Origin of the sequence: Stenotrophomonas sp. SMYL20 (genome assembly GCF_036320045.1) — a bacterium.
Classification (GTDB): domain Bacteria; phylum Pseudomonadota; class Gammaproteobacteria; order Xanthomonadales; family Xanthomonadaceae; genus Stenotrophomonas; species Stenotrophomonas maltophilia_A.
The window spans coordinates 1-14,059 of sequence record NZ_JAWIRT010000024.1; the positions used below are offsets into that span (position 1 = coordinate 1).

Sequence of the window (14,059 nt, forward strand, 5' to 3'; positions counted from 1 at the left end):
CTCGACGCTACAAGGTCACCGCCCGCGCAGGAAGAACGACACCGGCACCATCACTTCCACCAGGTCGCCGGCCACGTCGGCCGGCGGCGCCGGTACCGGGCTGGCGCGCTGCACGGTGTCCAGCGTCTCCTGGTCAAGCAGCGCGAAGCCACTGCTGCGGCCCAGTTTCAACCCCGAGACCGCGCCATCGCGGGCAACCGCAAAGCGCACGTAGACCACACCCTGCTGGCGCAGCCGCTCGGCCTGGCGCGGATAGCGGCGGTGTTTCTGCAGGTGCCCGAGCAGGCGTCCTTCCCAGGTCGCCTCGGCACGACTGCGCTCACCCGCCGTGGTCTGCGGTGCGGTGTAGCGTGTGGCCGCATCAGCCGCCACCTGCGGCGGTGCGCTGGTCTGCGCGACATTGGCGTCAGCGGTGTCCGGCGACGGCGTCGGCTCCGGTGTACGCGGCGGCGGCAGGTCACCCTGCGGCTGCACCGGCGCCTTGGGTTGTTCACGCACGGCCGGCGTCGGCGCCTGCCGCTGTTGTTGCTGCTGCAGCGGCCCGGTCGCGACATCGCGCGGCGGCACCGGCGGTGCCTGTGCCATCGGCGCCAGTTCCAGCATCAGCGCCGCAGGCGGAACCGCAGCCGTCAGCGCCGGCGCACGGGCCGCCCACCAGCAGGCCGCGCCGATCAACAGCGCATGCACCAGCAGCACGATCGCCAGGCTGGTCACCCAGCGCCGCAGTCCACTCATCGTGCGCCCTGCTCCAGGCCGACCAGCGCCACCTTCAGGTAGCCGGCCGCGCGCAGCGCATCCAGCGTGGCCATCAGTTCGCCATAGGGCACACGGGTATCGGCACGCAGGAAGATGCGCTGCGTGGTGTCACTGTGAGTGGCCGCCTGCAATGCAGCCGCCAGGCTGTCGCGCGCCACGGCCTGTTCACCAACGCGCAGCGACAGATCGGCCTGGACGGTCACGTACACCGGTGCCTGTTCCGGCGGCGTGGCACTGGCATTGCTGGCCGGCAGCTGCACCGGCACCGACACGGTGGCCAGCGGTGCGGCCACCATGAAGATGATCAGCAGCACCAGCATCACGTCGATGAAGGGCGTGACATTGATCTCATGCGCTTCTTCCGGCGTATCGTCACGGTCGAACGCGGTCCTGATCGCCATCGTCGCGCCTCAGTGCACCGCACGCAGCGGCGCCGCTGCGGTACGCGGAACGGCACGATCGAGATCGCGCGAGACCAGTTGCTGCACGGCCGCCGACAGATCGCCGAGCAGCCCCCGCAGGCCGGCCAGCACACGGCTGAAGTGGTTGTAGACCAGCACGGCGGGAATCGCTGCGACCAGACCCAGCGCGGTCGCCAGCAGAGCCTCGGCGATGCCGGGCGCAACCACCGCCAGGTTGGTGGTGTTGCTCTGGGCGATGCCGATGAAACTGTTCATGATGCCCCACACCGTACCGAACAGGCCGACGAACGGCGCCACCGCGCCGATGCTGGCGAGCACGCCGATGCCGCGTCGCTGCACGCGCGCGGTTTCCAGTTCAATGCGGTCCAGGCGCGAGGCCACGCGCTCCTTGATGCCGTCGCGGCTATCCAGTTCCTGCGACAGGCGCAGTTCGGTGCGCGCTGCGTCCAGCATGGCGAGTGCGGTGCCCTGCTGCAGGCTGGCCTCCACGCTCCCGCCGGGCAGGCTCGGCGCCTGCAGCAGCAGCGCGCGCGCTGCACGCAGCTGCCGGCCCTGCCGGGCCAGCTCCCACCCCTTGGCCAGCAGCACGGTCCAGGTGGCCAGCGACGCCAGTGCCAGCGCGATCATCACCGTTTTCACCACCACATCGGCGGCCAGGTACATGCCCCACGGGGTCAGTGCAGGAGCAGCCACGGGGGCCAGGTCAGCAGGCAGCATCGTCTCGTTTTCCATCAGCATCAGGGGTCGCTGCACGGCGGCGTGCCGAGCGCGGATCATTGGCGTCGTCCACTTCCACGACCGGGTTGGGCTCCAGCCGCGGTGCGGGCCGACTGAGCACGTAGCCGGCGCTGACCGCGAAGAACAGGCCCACGCCCAGCAGCAGCCGCCAGGACGGATGTGCGCCCCAGCAGAACAGCGCGAAGCCCACCGCCATGCCGGCGCTGGCAAACGCCTTGCCCTTGCGCGACACCGCGCCCTGCTCGCGCCACAGCCGCAGTGACGGGCCGTAGCGCGGGTGCGCCAGCAGGCGTTGCTCGAACTTCGGCGAACTGCGCGCGAAGCAGCCCACGGCCAGGATCAGGAAGATGGTGGTCGGCATCACCGGCAGCAGCGCGCCGATCACCCCGAGGCCGACCATCAGCCAGCCCAGCGCGAACCAGAGCCAGCGCATCAGCGTTGCGCCGATAGGCGGGAGGCGTGCATCAGGCGAATTCCACTTCAACGTGACCGTGCACGCTGCGGAACGCTGCATCGGCCGCATCGATCACCTGCTGCTCCTGCTCGGCGCTCAGCGGCACCGCATCCAGCGCAGCGGTGAATTCACGCCAGTGGCGCGCCGCGCCATCCGGGTGTGCGGCCAGGTGGCGGGCGCCGAAATCACGATCCAGGCCGAGCTTGGCAGCCATCTTGTACAGAATGGTGCCGCCGAGATTGGAGCCTTCGGCCACATACAGCCACCCCAATGCGGCGGGTAGCTCCAGATCGGACGGCAACGCCGCGATGTCGGCCCCCGGCAGGGTCTGCTCCAGATCCTGCAGGTCGCGCGCCACCTGGGTCAGGCGGCGGCGCTCACCCAGGTCCGGCAGCAGTGCATCCAGCGCAGGGTTGGCATACAGCGCATCGATGCTGCGATGAAAGCGGTACTGCACGCGCAGGAAACGGGCGAAGTTGCTGCGGTCGGCGAAGATGTCGCCGGCCATGATGCGCTTGTCCAGCGCGCCATGGCTGTCGCGGGTGGCGGCCTTGAGCCGCAGGCTGCGGCTGTCTTCAGGGGCGATGTGTGCGTTCATGGGGGATGCCAAGGGGGTCGTCCTGCTGTAGACGTTCGCCACGGGGCTTTCCCCAAGGCCATGTGCACCGATAATGGCGTATCCCTTCTTCCCGCAGGAACCGACGATGATCACCACCGAACCGCGCATGACCAACCTGTTCCTGCAGCTGGGCCTGGACGCCAGCGCCGAGGGCATCGCCCGCTTCATCCGCGAACACCAGCTGGCCACCGATGTGGAAGTGGTCGAAGCGCCGTACTGGAACGATGCCCAGCGCCAGTTCCTGTCCGAATCACTGCAGGCCGATGCGGCATGGACCACGGTGGTGGATGAGTTGAACGAGTCGCTGCACGAAGATGCGGTGAAGGCGGCGACCGGGCTGTAACCGGCTGGAGGAAGGCGCCGGGCATGGCCCGGCGCTACCGTTGTCTCCCGCTGGGGTCAGAGCCCTTTCTGCAGGAAAGGGATCCGACCCCGACGATCAGTACTTCCAGGTCAGCGCCAGCCTCGCGGTACGGCCCGGGGCCGGCATCACGCCCAGCGCCAGCGGATCCAGGTAGTAGCGGTCGGTGACGTTGTCCACGCCCGCCTCCACCGACAGCTGGTCGTTGAAGCTCCAGCTGGCGAACAGGTCGACCAGGGTGGTCGGCCGGTACAGCTGCTGGATCGCCGACAGGCCCACGTTCCAGTCCTTGTCCAGCTTGCTGATCGGGCCGGCGTTGTGGACCACGCGGGTGCCGAACGTCAGGCGCTCGTCGAACAGGCGCGAGCCCAGGGTCAGGTTGACCATGTAGCGCGGCGGGTTCTGGGTGTTGGTGTACGAGCCCTCGAAGCCACCGTCCACGCAGTTGGGCGTGTTGGCCAGCTCATCGTTCCTGCGCTGCGCACCATAGGCACGGCGCTCGGCGGCGATGTCCGGCGCGCAGGTCTTGGCCTTGAAGTAATAGTGCGCGGACAGATCGGCAAATACCTTGCCGCTGTCATAGCTGGACTGGAACTCCATGCCCGAGACCTTGAACTGGTCGACGTTGCGGATCAGGCCTGCCGACAGCGTGCGGTAGTCACGGGTGATCAGGTCGTCGATGCGGGTATCGAAGTACGCCAGCTTCAGCGCCAGGCGGTCGCCGGCAGTGAACAGATCGTAGCGGATGGTGCTGGCACCGATCTCCCAGCTGCGCGCACGCTCCGGCTTCAGCTCGCCCACCGGCTTGGCGGCGGTGAACAGGCCCAGCGTGGTCTCGAACAGGCTCGGCAGCTTGGTGCCTTCGGCGTACTTCACGTAGACCATGGTGTCTTCGCTGAAGCGGTAGGCCACGCTGGCGGTCGGCGAGAACGCGGTGTCGCGGCGGCGGATCGGCTGCGACCAGCTCCAGCTGACCGGCACTTCCAGGTCCTGCGCCTTGCCGGCGTCGTAGAAGTTCCAGCCACCGATGTCACCCACCGTGCCCTTCTTGTACGGTGAAGCCAGCAGCGATTCCTGGGTGAAATTGCCGTTGGCGTCCGGATACCAGTTCAGCAGCGCGATGCGCTTGGCCCGCCACGACGGCAGCGCCGGGTTGCCATTGAGCAGCTCGGTGTAGCGGTACTGGCCCTGCACCTCGTAGGCATCGGGCGTGGCCAGGCGGTTGCGGTCGTGCACATCCACGCGGTTCCAGCGGCCGCCCGCCAGCAGTTCCCAATGCTCATCTGGCTGCCACTTCAGCGAGGCCACGGCACTGTATTCCTTGCGCTCGGCGTTGCGCAGGAAGCGGTTGTTGATCAGGTCATCGTGCATGACCGGCCCCGAACTGCCCGGTGCAATGTCCTCATCGCTGTAGGACAGGCCGTAGTCGAGGGTGAATGCACCGGCGTGGGTATCGAACTTCGAGGTGTTGCTGGCATCCAGGCCGAAGCGCTTCTGCCGCAGCGGATTGCGGTAGGCATCCTTGTAACCGGGGTCGCCACTGAAGCTGGGCGCGTCGTACCACTCGGTGCGGCGATCGAAGTACCAGGGGGTGATGCCGGTCAGGCTGTTGTACATCACGCTGTCGGTATCGGTGTACGTGGCGTTGACGCGCAGGTCGACCAGCTCGCTGTCCGGGTTGAAGCGATAGCGCAGGGTGTAGCTGTCCATGTCGACGTGGCCCGGGTCCCATTGCGGAATGCGGTCACGATCCACACGGATGATCTGCGAGGCCATGATCTCGCCGGCGGTGCCCTCGTAGCGGCGGTAGCCCGCTTCCAGGGTCTGTGCATCGTCGATGCGCCAGGTGCCCTTGAGCAGCGCCGACTTCGAGCGCGCCGAGGTATTGAAGACCTCGGTACGCGGCGGATTCAGCGGCGCCAGCGTGCGCCGGGTCTGCGGGAAGTCATCGTAGCCATGCTTGCCGGAGAAGTAGTTGCCGTTGTCGCGGTAGGCGTAGGCGGCAACCAGATCGAAGCGATCCCAGTGTCCCGCAGCGGCCACGTTGAAGAACTGGCTGCCGGTGGCGCTGCGATCGTTGCGCGGCGCGGCACTGTAGGAAGGCAGGTTGTTGGCGCTGTTGTTGGCCAGGCCGCCACGCACGCGCACGCCGAAGTCCCGGCCTTCGCGCAGCACGTCGCCGATCTTCAGCGTCTCCATCTCGACCACGCCGCCGATGCCACCGGAGGCGTTGGCCTGCAGGCTCGGGCCTTTGGTGATGGTCAGGCTGGAGATCAGGTCCGGGTCGAGGTAGGTGCGCTGCGACTGGCCGGCATAACCACGGTAGGTATCGATGCTGGACTGGCCACCGTCGATGATCACCGGCACGCGGCCCTGGCCCTGGATGCCACGGATGTTGACGTCGAAGCCGTTGCCCACGCGCGGATCACCGGCGGTGACGCCAGCCACGCCCTTGACGATGTCGCCGTTGGACGTACCGCGGAATCGCTCCAGGTGCGTGCGGTTGAGCGTGGTGGTGGAGCCGACGCTGCGATAGCCGTCGAGCAGCCGCGCCTCGTCGCTGGTTGCGCCGCTGTCGATACGGTCGCCGGCCACGCTCAGCGTATCGGTGACGATCACACCGCTGTCAGCCTGCGCCGACGCTGCCGCTTCCAGGGTCACCGCATCGGCACTGACCCGGCGCACCGCCAGGCCACTGCCCTGCAGCAGGTGCTGCAACGCCTCGCTGGCCGACAGGCTGCCGCTGACCGCACGCGAGGTCACACCCCGGGCCAGGGTGGCCGGGTACACGACCTGCACGCCGGACTGGCGCATGTAGCTGCGCAGCGCCTCGTCCAGTGGCTGCGCGGGGATATCGAAGCGCTGCACGGCAGCGTGGTCACCGCTGGCATCCTGCGCGAGTACGGACGGCGCGGCGCTGGCCAGGCCGGCCGCCAGCAGGGCGATGCACAGGCGGGACGGGCGCGGCATGCGGCCCGGACGATGGAGATCGAACATGGGGGAACCTGTCAGGTAATCGGTGCCGCGGGCGCGGCGACATCCGCAACACGGGCGGACACGGCGACGTACTGGCGGCGGCGGGTACGTTCGCGGAGTAAGACGGATGAAAGCGCGGCAACCCCAAGAGCGATTTGCGGCCGCGGCAGGTGCCGACCGTGGGTCGGCTGGTTGCCGCGGTGGGTGCCAACCATTGGTCGGCTGCTTGCAGTGGTGGGTGCCAACCATTGGTCGGCTGCTTGCAGTGGTGGGTGCCGACCGTTGGTCGGCACAGGGACGGTCATCCACGCATGGCGTGGATCTACTGCACGATGGCGACGCCGAATGGAAGACGAGTAACCCGAAGACCTGCTGTTGCCGCCAACGCGTCCAGCGCCTGTTCCGGGCGATCGATGCGCAATGCTGCACTGACGGCCGGCAGCTGCGACAGATCGCCACGCACGAAGGTCGGGCCAGCGCGATAGCGCCCGACCCATTGCACGGCCTCGGCGACGCTGGCCTGCTCCAGCAGCAGTTCACCCTGCCGCCACGCGCCGACACTGTCGGCCGCCACATCTCCCAGACGCGTCACGCCACTGCGCTCGCCATAGGCCGCGCGCTGTCCCACCTGCAGGTAGGTCCAGCCACCGTCGGCCGGGCTGGCCACGCGCACCCTGCCCTGTCCGACCTGGGTTTCCACCTGATCGTTGTCGCGTGCGACGGAGAACGCGGTCGAGATGTCCTCGACCACACCATTGCCCGCGAGCACGCTGAAACGCCGCTGGGCATCCGGGCTGACCTCGAACCAGGCCCGCCCGCGCAGCAGCTCGATCCGGCGTGCATCGGCATCAAACCGCACGGCGATCGCGCTGTCCGCATCCAGCACGGCTCGACTGCCATCGGGCAGTTGCACGTTCTGCACGACATGCGTACTGCGATGGTCGGCCTGCAGCCGCAACCAGGCCTCCGGCCATGCCACCAGCACCGCCAGCGCAGCTGCAGCGGCCATTGCCCAGCGCAGCCGCCGCGGGCGCCGGCGCTCGGCGGGCCGGGCCTGCGGGCGTGGTCCGACGCTGCGCCACAGCGCGCGCTCGTGCTCGAAGGCCCGACGGTGCCCCGGCTGTGCCAGCCAGCGTTCGAACTCATGCATGCGCCCCTCGCCGATGTCACCCGAGGCCAGCCACGCGATCCAGCCCCGGGCCTGTTCGGCCAGGGCATCGTCATTGGCGGCGGGCAGCGTGTTCGGCGGGCTCATCGGCTGGCGGACAGGCGCATTCAAGCGCGGGCGGAGGAACTAGACCGCATCCACGGTCCAGTGATCAAGACGTTTCAGCGAGGGCCAGCCCCAAGCCGGGGCGATCATCGGCCGCTGCGCGCCCAGGCCAGGCGTTGCAGCGCGGTGCGCACATGGTTCTCGACGGTAGTCACCGACACACCCAGACGGCGGGCGATCTCGGCCTGGGTCAGGCCCTGCAGGCGGTTGAGCCGGAAGATGGTGCGGGTCGGCTCCGGCAGGTGTCCCGCCGCGTCGAGCACCCGCTGCAGCTCGTCCTGTGCCATCGCCTGCTCTTCGGTCGAGATCACCTCGTCCGGCCCCCACAGGTAGTGGTCGGCCAGCAGACGGTTGCGCCGGGTCGATTCGCGGCCATGGTCGGTGGCCAGGTTGGCGGCCAACCGGTACAGATAGGCGCGCGGGTTGTCGATGGCCTGGCTGTCATCGACGCCACGTGCCTTGAACCACACCGCCTGGATCACGTCCTCGGCGCCGTTGTCGCCCCCCAGGATGCGTTGCACCCGGCGCAGCAGCGCGGGCCGCTCGCGGATCAGCAGTTCGGTGAGGGAGGCGGCATTGGAGGACATGCGCGGAACCGGGACGACAGACGGAAGGCGCCGCGCATGCTACTCCGTTAATGAGAATCAGTCACGTTCGCATCAATGGATGCACCCGGTCAGCCCGTCATAGACGCTCTGCGAGGTCCCCGGCAGCGGGTCATGCAGTGGATTGCGCGCGGCGAGCGCGGCATGGAAGGCTTCCACCGGGGTTCCTGCCACCAGCGGCAGGCGGCACAACCAGGTCGGTTGCCGGGCCACGATCGCGCCATCGTTGCGGGACACCTCCAGATCGCTGGCGGCGAATGCCCACAGGCATTCATGCACGGTTCCCCGCACCGCATCCACCGAACAGCGCAGGCGCAGGGCGCGGATATCGCTGTATTCGCCCTCGCAGAAGGTGTCGCCACAGATGGCATCGAAGCCATGCTGCAAACGGCCTTCCAGGGCAAAGAAGCGGTCCCAGTTGGCCTCCTGGTGCGGGTAGTCGATCAGGTCGACATAAGGGGACGCCTGGGCCAAAGGCGCAACCAGCAACATGCAGGTCAGGCCAAACGACAGGGCAGACACGTTCATGGGCAGACTCCTTGGGAAGGTTGGACCAGCCTGCGCTCCCATGCCGGCCGCCCCCATCAGCCAATCCCGGCCTGCCGGGTAGGCCCCCGCCCCACAGCGCCGTCGGCCCCTCCCTCTGCACAGCGCCCGGCAAAGGCATAAAATGGGGGGCTATCCGTCTATATCCCCCACCTGGAGCACGACCATGGGTCTGGAACTCGTCTCGCCCGGCAAGAACCCGCCGGAAGAAATCAACGTCATCATCGAGATCCCGAAGGACTCGGAGCCGGTGAAGTACGAAGTGGACAAGGAAACCGGCGCGATCTTCGTCGACCGTATCCTGTCCACCCCGATGCGCTACCCCTGCAACTACGGCTACGTGCCGAGCACCCTGTGCGGCGACGGCGATCCGGCCGACGTGCTGGTGGTGCTGCCGCTGCCGCTGGTGCCGGGCTCGGTCGTGCGCTGCCGTCCGGTCGGCGTGCTGAAGATGAGCGATGAGGCGGGCAGCGACGAGAAGATCCTGGCCGTGCCGGTGTCGAAGATCTTCAGTGGCTATGCCCACGTCGAAGACATCGCCCAGGTGTCCAGCCACTGGCTGGAGCGCATCGGCCACTTCTTCGAGCACTACAAGGACCTGGAGAAGGGCAAGTGGGTCAAGCTCGACGGCTGGGGCGGCGCCGCTGAGGCCAAGCAGATCCTGATCGAGGCGCACCAGCGCCATCTCGACAGCAAGGCCTGAGCCTGAACCGGATCGCTCCGGCGGCACCCCGCCGGAGCGATGCGGGTCACGTTTCATGACGACGGCACATCACACGTGCCGCCGTATTAGGTAAATTGCGTCACTTCACACGTCGTCGACATCCATCGTCGAGACAGCCAGGGGAATGTGTCGTGCGTATTCTGCTTGTTGGGGATGCAGCCAGCCTGCCGGCCGAGCTGACCGAATTCATTGCCGATCTTGGGGAAGACTGGCAGCCGCTGACCGCCACCGATGGCCAGACCGCGATGACTGCGGTGGCCACGCAGGGCGTGGATGCGGTGATCGTCTGCCCGCAGCTGCCGGATCTCAATGCCACCACGCTGCTGGGCCAGATCCGGACCTTGCGCCCGGAAACCATCCGCATCGCGCTGATCGATGCCCAGCACGGCAACCGGCCGCCGCCGGCACGCCTGATCGGTGTCGCTCACCGTTTCCTGCCGTTGCCACTGGCACCGGAAGTGCTGCTGGAAGCGCTGACCAGCCTGGAAGAGCTGCGCGAAGTACTGGACAGCCCACGCCTGCGCGATGCCATCGGCCGTATCGAGAAGCTGCCCTCGCCGCCGCACCTGTACCTGAGCCTGACCCAGGCGCTGGAGCATGACGACGACGCTGACAGCGCCGACGTCGCCAAGCTGGTGGCGGCCGACCCGGCCATTGCCGCGAAGGTGCTGCAGCTGTCGAACTCGGCGTTCTTCAGCCAGGGACGCACCATCGCTGACCTGCGCACGGCCGTGACCCGCCTGGGCCTGTCGACGCTGCGCGACCTGGTGCTGGCCAGCGAGGTGTTTTCCGCACCCACGTTGTCCACCGCCGAACGCAATTCGCTGCAGCAGCGCGCCCTGCTCGCCTCGCGCCTGGCCGCGCGCCTGCTGCCCGAATCCAGTGCCGAACTGGGCGCGACCGCCGCCCTGCTGGCCGACATCGGCCTGCTGCTGCCCGGCGTACGCAACGAGCGTAGCGAACCGTCGCTGGCCGGTGACACCCGCCCCGGCCATGCCGAGGCCGGCGCCTACCTGCTGGGCCTGTGGGGCCTGCCGATGCCGATCATCGAAGCGGTTGCCTTCCACCTGCAGCCGCAGCGCGCCAATACGCGCAGCTTCTGGGTGACCGGTGCGGTGCATGTGGCGCTGGCGCTGGTCAACGGCGATCCGGTGGATGAGGACTACCTGCAGCGCGCAGGTGTACTCAACAGGCTGCCGCAGTGGCGCGAGCATGCCAATGCGTTGATGGGACTGGTACCCAGCGAGGCCTGAGCTGTCAACGCAGGAACAACCTCGAAGGCGCGCCCAAAGGCGCGCCTTTTTTTGCATCAGCGCGCGCCGCAGGCGTCCTGCACGCAGTGGCGATACTGCAGATCGCACATGACCTTCGAATTGCCTGCAGCCAGGCATTGCTGGCGCAGCTCTTCGCAGTACAGCCCGCCCCCACAGACGCCACCGGTCTGGGCGAACACCGCACCCACCAATGTCGCATAGATCAGTGCAGCAGCAGACAGTTTGTGCAACAGCGTGCTCTTCATCGCTCTCTCCATGTGCAAGTGTCCGCAAGTGGACCCAGCAACTGTGTTGATTACGACACGACAGGAACGTGACTCTGCTCACCTTCCACGACATTTCGGAATTCCCCTACAAAAAAAGAGGGCGGACCTTGCGGTCCGCCCTCCCGGTATTGCTATCGCACTTCGAACGATCAGAAGCGCTGGGTGTACTTCATGTACAGGAAGCGACCGACGTCGAAGCCACCGTAGTAGGCGAAGCTCGAGTTCGGCGCCGAGTACTGCAGCGCACCGCGGTGATCGAACACGTTGTTCGCACCCAGGGCGATGGTGGCATCCCACGGAGCCTTCCAGCTGACCTGCACGTCGTGGAAGGTGTTGGAGCCGGTGTGGCGCAGCGGATCCGGCTCACCATTGGCGTAGTGGTTCGGGGCGTCGCACCAAGCGTCGTCGATGCAGCTTTCCTTCATGCCCGAGTAGTAACGAGCAGTCCAGTTGACACCGAAGTCACCCAGCTCCCAGTTCACGCCCAGGTTCGAACGGACGCGGAACAGGCCCGGCTCACCAACGCGACCGATGGTGATGTTCTCACCCTTCTTGTTCTGGCCGGCTTCGTCGTACTTGGCCAGGTAGCTGGTCTGCCAGTCGATGCTGAACTTGCCGATCGACAGTTCCGGCAGGCGGTACTTGACACCCAGGTCGTAGCCTTCGGTCTCCATCGAGCCGAGGTTGGCCAGGCCGTAGGTCAGCGCCTCGATATGGCCATCGGCGGCACGGGTGACGCCTTCGCAGCGAGCTGCGTTGCCCAGCACGTAGCAGTCACGCAGGATGCGATCAACGCTGTCAGCGATGATCATGTTCTTCAGCTCGTAGCGGTACCAGTCGAGCGAGATGTCCAGGCCCTGCACCCAACGCGGGCTCCAGACCAGGCCAACCGTCTTGCTCTTGGAGGTTTCCGGCTTCAGAGCCGAATTCGAACCGCTGACGAACTGGTCCGGGGTTGCGCACGGGAAGGTGCTGCAAGGCGCGAAGCCCTGGCCGACCTGCACGTAGTTGGCCGGCACGCCAGCCCCGGCGCAGGCGGCATTGCCAGCGACGTTGCCCGGCGAGGTCGAACCGCACGGGTCGGTGTAACGCTCGAAGCTCGAGTTGGTGCCGCCGTACAGATCGTCGACGGTCGGCGCGCGGAAGCCTTCTGCGTAGGTACCGCGGACCAGCAGCTCTTCGATCGGGCGCCACACCAGGCCGAACTTCGAGTTGATCGTGTCACCGAAGTTGCTGTAGTCGGAGTAGCGGCTGGCGACGTTGAAGGTCAGTTCCTTGGCAAACGGCAGGTCCGACAGGATCGGCACGTTCAGTTCCAGGTAGAACTCATCCAGCGAGTAGTTACCCGAGGTGGTGGTCGACGCCAGGCCGGTCGACTGGCCCGACTGACGGAAGGCGTCCGGCACGAAGCGGCCTTCTTCCTTGCGGTGCTCGTAGCCCATGGCCACGCCCAGGTCACCGGCCGGCAGCTCGAACAGCGAACCGGACAGGTTGGCGGTGTAGCTGGTGGTCTTGGTCACACCGGTGTCGGTGTAGGTCGGGAACAGGAAGTTCTGCAGATCACGGTCGGCAAGCGAGCCCTGGCCGTTGACGCCATACGGCAGCAGCGGGTTCCACGGACGGCACTGGCTCAGCGGAATCGGCTTGGCAGAAGTACCGCACTGGGCAACACCCTGGCCATTGATGAACGACTGGCCAAGTGCCTGCTCGGATGCGATCAGGCTCATGTCGCCGTAGCCGGTCTTGGTCAGCTCGTTGCGGTTCCACAGCGCACCGACGTCCCAATCCCAGGTCTTGCCAGCGAATTCGAAGAAGCCGCTCAGGCTCGGCGCGAAGCGCAGGGTCTTGAGGTCGCTCTTGGTGGTACGCGGCACTTCCCACAGGCGGCGACGGAACTCGACGTCCTGACCGATCGGGTTGAACGCGCTGTCCTTCGACAGCGGGGTACCGAACGACAGCGACTGGTACGGGTAACCCGCGATCTGCTGGTCGGTGGTGCGCTGGTTGTACAGCACGTCAGCATTGAAGGTGATCGAGTCGGCCAGATCATAGCTGCCGTTGACGTACACGGACTTACGCTCGATGCCGGTCTGCACCATCATCTGCTGGTTGGCATTGGAGTACTCGGCCGGGGTCAGCAGGTGGTAGTCGGCCGCATTCTTCGGGTCACCGCCCGGATTCAGGGTCATCCACTCCGGCTGCGGCTGGCCTGCAGCGCGCGGCTTGCAGTCGCCCCACACGCGCGGGTCGCACCAGGTGCTGTTCTGGCTCAGCGGGCTCCAATCACCGGAGGTGGTGTTCGGGCCCAGGCCGCCGTCGCGGCTGAACCAACGATCCTTCGCCCACACCGGATCCTGCTTGGAGTATTCGGCCGACAGGGTCACGCCGCCACGCTCGCCTTCGGAGCCGAGGGTGAACGAGTAGGTGTTGGTGTCGCCGTCGCCGCGGCCGTACTGGCCGACATAGACGCTGGCTTCAGCACCGTCGAAGCGCTTGCGGGTGATCACATTGACCACGCCAGCGATGGCGTCCGAACCGTAGATGGCGGAGGCGCCATCCTTCAGCACTTCGATGCGCTCGACGGCGGCCATCGGAATCTGGCTCAGATCCTGGTAGCCGGCAGTGGTCGCGCCCAGGCGCTTGCCGTTCATCAGCACCAGGGTGCGCTGCGCGCCCAGGTTGCGCAGGTCGACGTAGTAGCCGCCAACGTTTTCGCCGGAGGACAGCGAGTCCGCACGGGAAATGGCCGGCGAACCTGCCGAGGTCAGGTTCTGCAGGACATCGGCGACGGTGGTGTAGCCCTGCTTTTCCAGGTTCTCACGGCTCAGGGTGAGGACCGGCTGCTGGGTCTCCATCGAGGCGCCGCGGATGCGCGAGCCCGTGATTTCGATGCGATCCAGGGTGGTCGCATCCTTTGCTTCCTGTGCAGAAGCAAAGGCGGGCGTCAGCGCCAACGCAATGCCAGCCGGCAGAAGGCCCAGCCGCACTGCGGGATTACGAACGTTCATCTATCTCTCCAAGGTACGTGTTAGCAGCGTGTTAAAA

Annotated in this window: 14 protein-coding genes; 3 read left to right on the top strand and 11 right to left on the bottom strand. The window is 66.8% G+C overall.

What is annotated here, in order from left to right:
• Positions 1 to 15: 15 nt before the first annotated feature.
• The 5 genes from V3B48_RS17100 to V3B48_RS17120 are packed head-to-tail and all read right to left on the bottom strand — an operon-like array spanning position 16 to position 2,968.
• Positions 16 to 735 carry an energy transducer TonB gene (locus tag V3B48_RS17100; RefSeq protein WP_329894125.1) on the bottom strand — a complete coding sequence of 240 codons (720 nt, stop codon included), beginning with the start codon at positions 733 to 735 and terminating at the stop codon, positions 16 to 18.
• Positions 732 to 1,157, bottom strand: a complete 426-nt coding sequence (gene exbD / locus V3B48_RS17105; protein ID WP_329894126.1) for a TonB system transport protein ExbD — start codon at positions 1,155 to 1,157, stop codon at positions 732 to 734. Before exbD ends, V3B48_RS17100 begins: the two co-directional genes overlap by 4 nt.
• 9 nt (positions 1,158 to 1,166) lie before the next feature.
• Positions 1,167 to 1,895, bottom strand: a complete 729-nt coding sequence (gene exbB / locus V3B48_RS17110; protein WP_285303304.1) for a tonB-system energizer ExbB — start codon at positions 1,893 to 1,895, stop codon at positions 1,167 to 1,169.
• Positions 1,882 to 2,349: a YbaN family protein gene (locus V3B48_RS17115; protein WP_049400695.1), complete on the bottom strand. Its 468-nt coding sequence runs from the start codon at positions 2,347 to 2,349 to the stop codon at positions 1,882 to 1,884. The genes exbB and V3B48_RS17115 overlap by 14 nt, the downstream gene beginning before the upstream one ends.
• A gap of 31 nt (positions 2,350 to 2,380) precedes the next feature.
• Positions 2,381 to 2,968 (bottom strand): biliverdin-producing heme oxygenase, encoded by a 588-nt coding sequence (locus tag V3B48_RS17120; RefSeq protein WP_049400694.1) that lies wholly within the window; start codon positions 2,966 to 2,968, stop codon positions 2,381 to 2,383.
• A gap of 106 nt (positions 2,969 to 3,074) precedes the next feature.
• On the opposite strand from V3B48_RS17120, the gene V3B48_RS17125 reads away from it, so the two are divergent.
• A complete protein-coding gene (locus V3B48_RS17125) occupies positions 3,075 to 3,332 on the top strand; it encodes a DUF2789 domain-containing protein (RefSeq protein ID WP_006390068.1) in 258 nt (85 codons plus the stop codon).
• Positions 3,333 to 3,428: 96 nt separating this feature from the next.
• On the opposite strand, the gene V3B48_RS17130 is transcribed toward V3B48_RS17125, so the two are convergent.
• The 4 genes from V3B48_RS17130 to V3B48_RS17145 all read right to left on the bottom strand — a co-directional run bounded on the left by V3B48_RS17130 (position 3,429) and on the right by V3B48_RS17145 (position 8,732).
• Positions 3,429 to 6,347 (bottom strand): TonB-dependent receptor, encoded by a 2,919-nt coding sequence (locus V3B48_RS17130; protein ID WP_329894127.1) that lies wholly within the window; start codon positions 6,345 to 6,347, stop codon positions 3,429 to 3,431.
• A gap of 301 nt (positions 6,348 to 6,648) precedes the next feature.
• Complete coding sequence (locus tag V3B48_RS17135) at positions 6,649 to 7,581, bottom strand: FecR domain-containing protein (protein ID WP_164081246.1); 933 nt, start codon at positions 7,579 to 7,581, stop codon at positions 6,649 to 6,651.
• Positions 7,582 to 7,685: 104 nt separating this feature from the next.
• Entirely contained in the window at positions 7,686 to 8,186 is a 501-nt protein-coding gene (locus tag V3B48_RS17140; RefSeq protein WP_014038389.1) for an RNA polymerase sigma factor, read from the bottom strand.
• Between the two features lie 72 nt (positions 8,187 to 8,258).
• Positions 8,259 to 8,732 (bottom strand): hypothetical protein, encoded by a 474-nt coding sequence (locus tag V3B48_RS17145; RefSeq protein WP_032128396.1) that lies wholly within the window; start codon positions 8,730 to 8,732, stop codon positions 8,259 to 8,261.
• A gap of 184 nt (positions 8,733 to 8,916) precedes the next feature.
• On the opposite strand from V3B48_RS17145, the gene ppa reads away from it, so the two are divergent.
• Positions 8,917 to 9,453: an inorganic diphosphatase gene (gene ppa, locus V3B48_RS17150; RefSeq protein WP_005410935.1), complete on the top strand. Its 537-nt coding sequence runs from the start codon at positions 8,917 to 8,919 to the stop codon at positions 9,451 to 9,453.
• 152 nt (positions 9,454 to 9,605) lie between these two features.
• Positions 9,606 to 10,727, top strand: coding sequence for an HDOD domain-containing protein (locus V3B48_RS17155; RefSeq protein ID WP_032128397.1), 1,122 nt, complete (start codon positions 9,606 to 9,608; stop codon positions 10,725 to 10,727).
• A 56-nt stretch (positions 10,728 to 10,783) separates the two neighbouring features.
• On the opposite strand, the gene V3B48_RS17160 is transcribed toward V3B48_RS17155, so the two are convergent.
• Positions 10,784 to 10,993: a hypothetical protein gene (locus tag V3B48_RS17160; protein WP_032128398.1), complete on the bottom strand. Its 210-nt coding sequence runs from the start codon at positions 10,991 to 10,993 to the stop codon at positions 10,784 to 10,786.
• A 170-nt stretch (positions 10,994 to 11,163) separates the two neighbouring features.
• Positions 11,164 to 14,022 (bottom strand): TonB-dependent receptor, encoded by a 2,859-nt coding sequence (locus tag V3B48_RS17165; RefSeq protein ID WP_329894128.1) that lies wholly within the window; start codon positions 14,020 to 14,022, stop codon positions 11,164 to 11,166.
• Positions 14,023 to 14,059: the final 37 nt, after the last annotated feature.

What these genes read in the sequence shown, in the direction of transcription:
- V3B48_RS17100 (WP_329894125.1), bottom strand. Translation starts at nt 735, where the DNA reads ATGAGTGGACTGCGGCGCTGGGTGACCAGCCTGGCGATCGTGCTGCTG.
- exbD (WP_329894126.1), bottom strand. Translation starts at nt 1,157, where the DNA reads ATGGCGATCAGGACCGCGTTCGACCGTGACGATACGCCGGAAGAAGCG.
- exbB (WP_285303304.1), bottom strand. Translation starts at nt 1,895, where the DNA reads ATGCTGCCTGCTGACCTGGCCCCCGTGGCTGCTCCTGCACTGACCCCG.
- V3B48_RS17115 (WP_049400695.1), bottom strand. Translation starts at nt 2,349, where the DNA reads ATGCGCTGGCTCTGGTTCGCGCTGGGCTGGCTGATGGTCGGCCTCGGG.
- V3B48_RS17120 (WP_049400694.1), bottom strand. Translation starts at nt 2,968, where the DNA reads ATGAACGCACACATCGCCCCTGAAGACAGCCGCAGCCTGCGGCTCAAG.
- V3B48_RS17125 (WP_006390068.1), top strand. Translation starts at nt 3,075, where the DNA reads ATGATCACCACCGAACCGCGCATGACCAACCTGTTCCTGCAGCTGGGC.
- V3B48_RS17130 (WP_329894127.1), bottom strand. Translation starts at nt 6,347, where the DNA reads ATGTTCGATCTCCATCGTCCGGGCCGCATGCCGCGCCCGTCCCGCCTG.
- V3B48_RS17135 (WP_164081246.1), bottom strand. Translation starts at nt 7,581, where the DNA reads ATGAGCCCGCCGAACACGCTGCCCGCCGCCAATGACGATGCCCTGGCC.
- V3B48_RS17140 (WP_014038389.1), bottom strand. Translation starts at nt 8,186, where the DNA reads ATGTCCTCCAATGCCGCCTCCCTCACCGAACTGCTGATCCGCGAGCGG.
- V3B48_RS17145 (WP_032128396.1), bottom strand. Translation starts at nt 8,732, where the DNA reads ATGAACGTGTCTGCCCTGTCGTTTGGCCTGACCTGCATGTTGCTGGTT.
- ppa (WP_005410935.1), top strand. Translation starts at nt 8,917, where the DNA reads ATGGGTCTGGAACTCGTCTCGCCCGGCAAGAACCCGCCGGAAGAAATC.
- V3B48_RS17160 (WP_032128398.1), bottom strand. Translation starts at nt 10,993, where the DNA reads ATGAAGAGCACGCTGTTGCACAAACTGTCTGCTGCTGCACTGATCTAT.
- V3B48_RS17165 (WP_329894128.1), bottom strand. Translation starts at nt 14,022, where the DNA reads ATGAACGTTCGTAATCCCGCAGTGCGGCTGGGCCTTCTGCCGGCTGGC.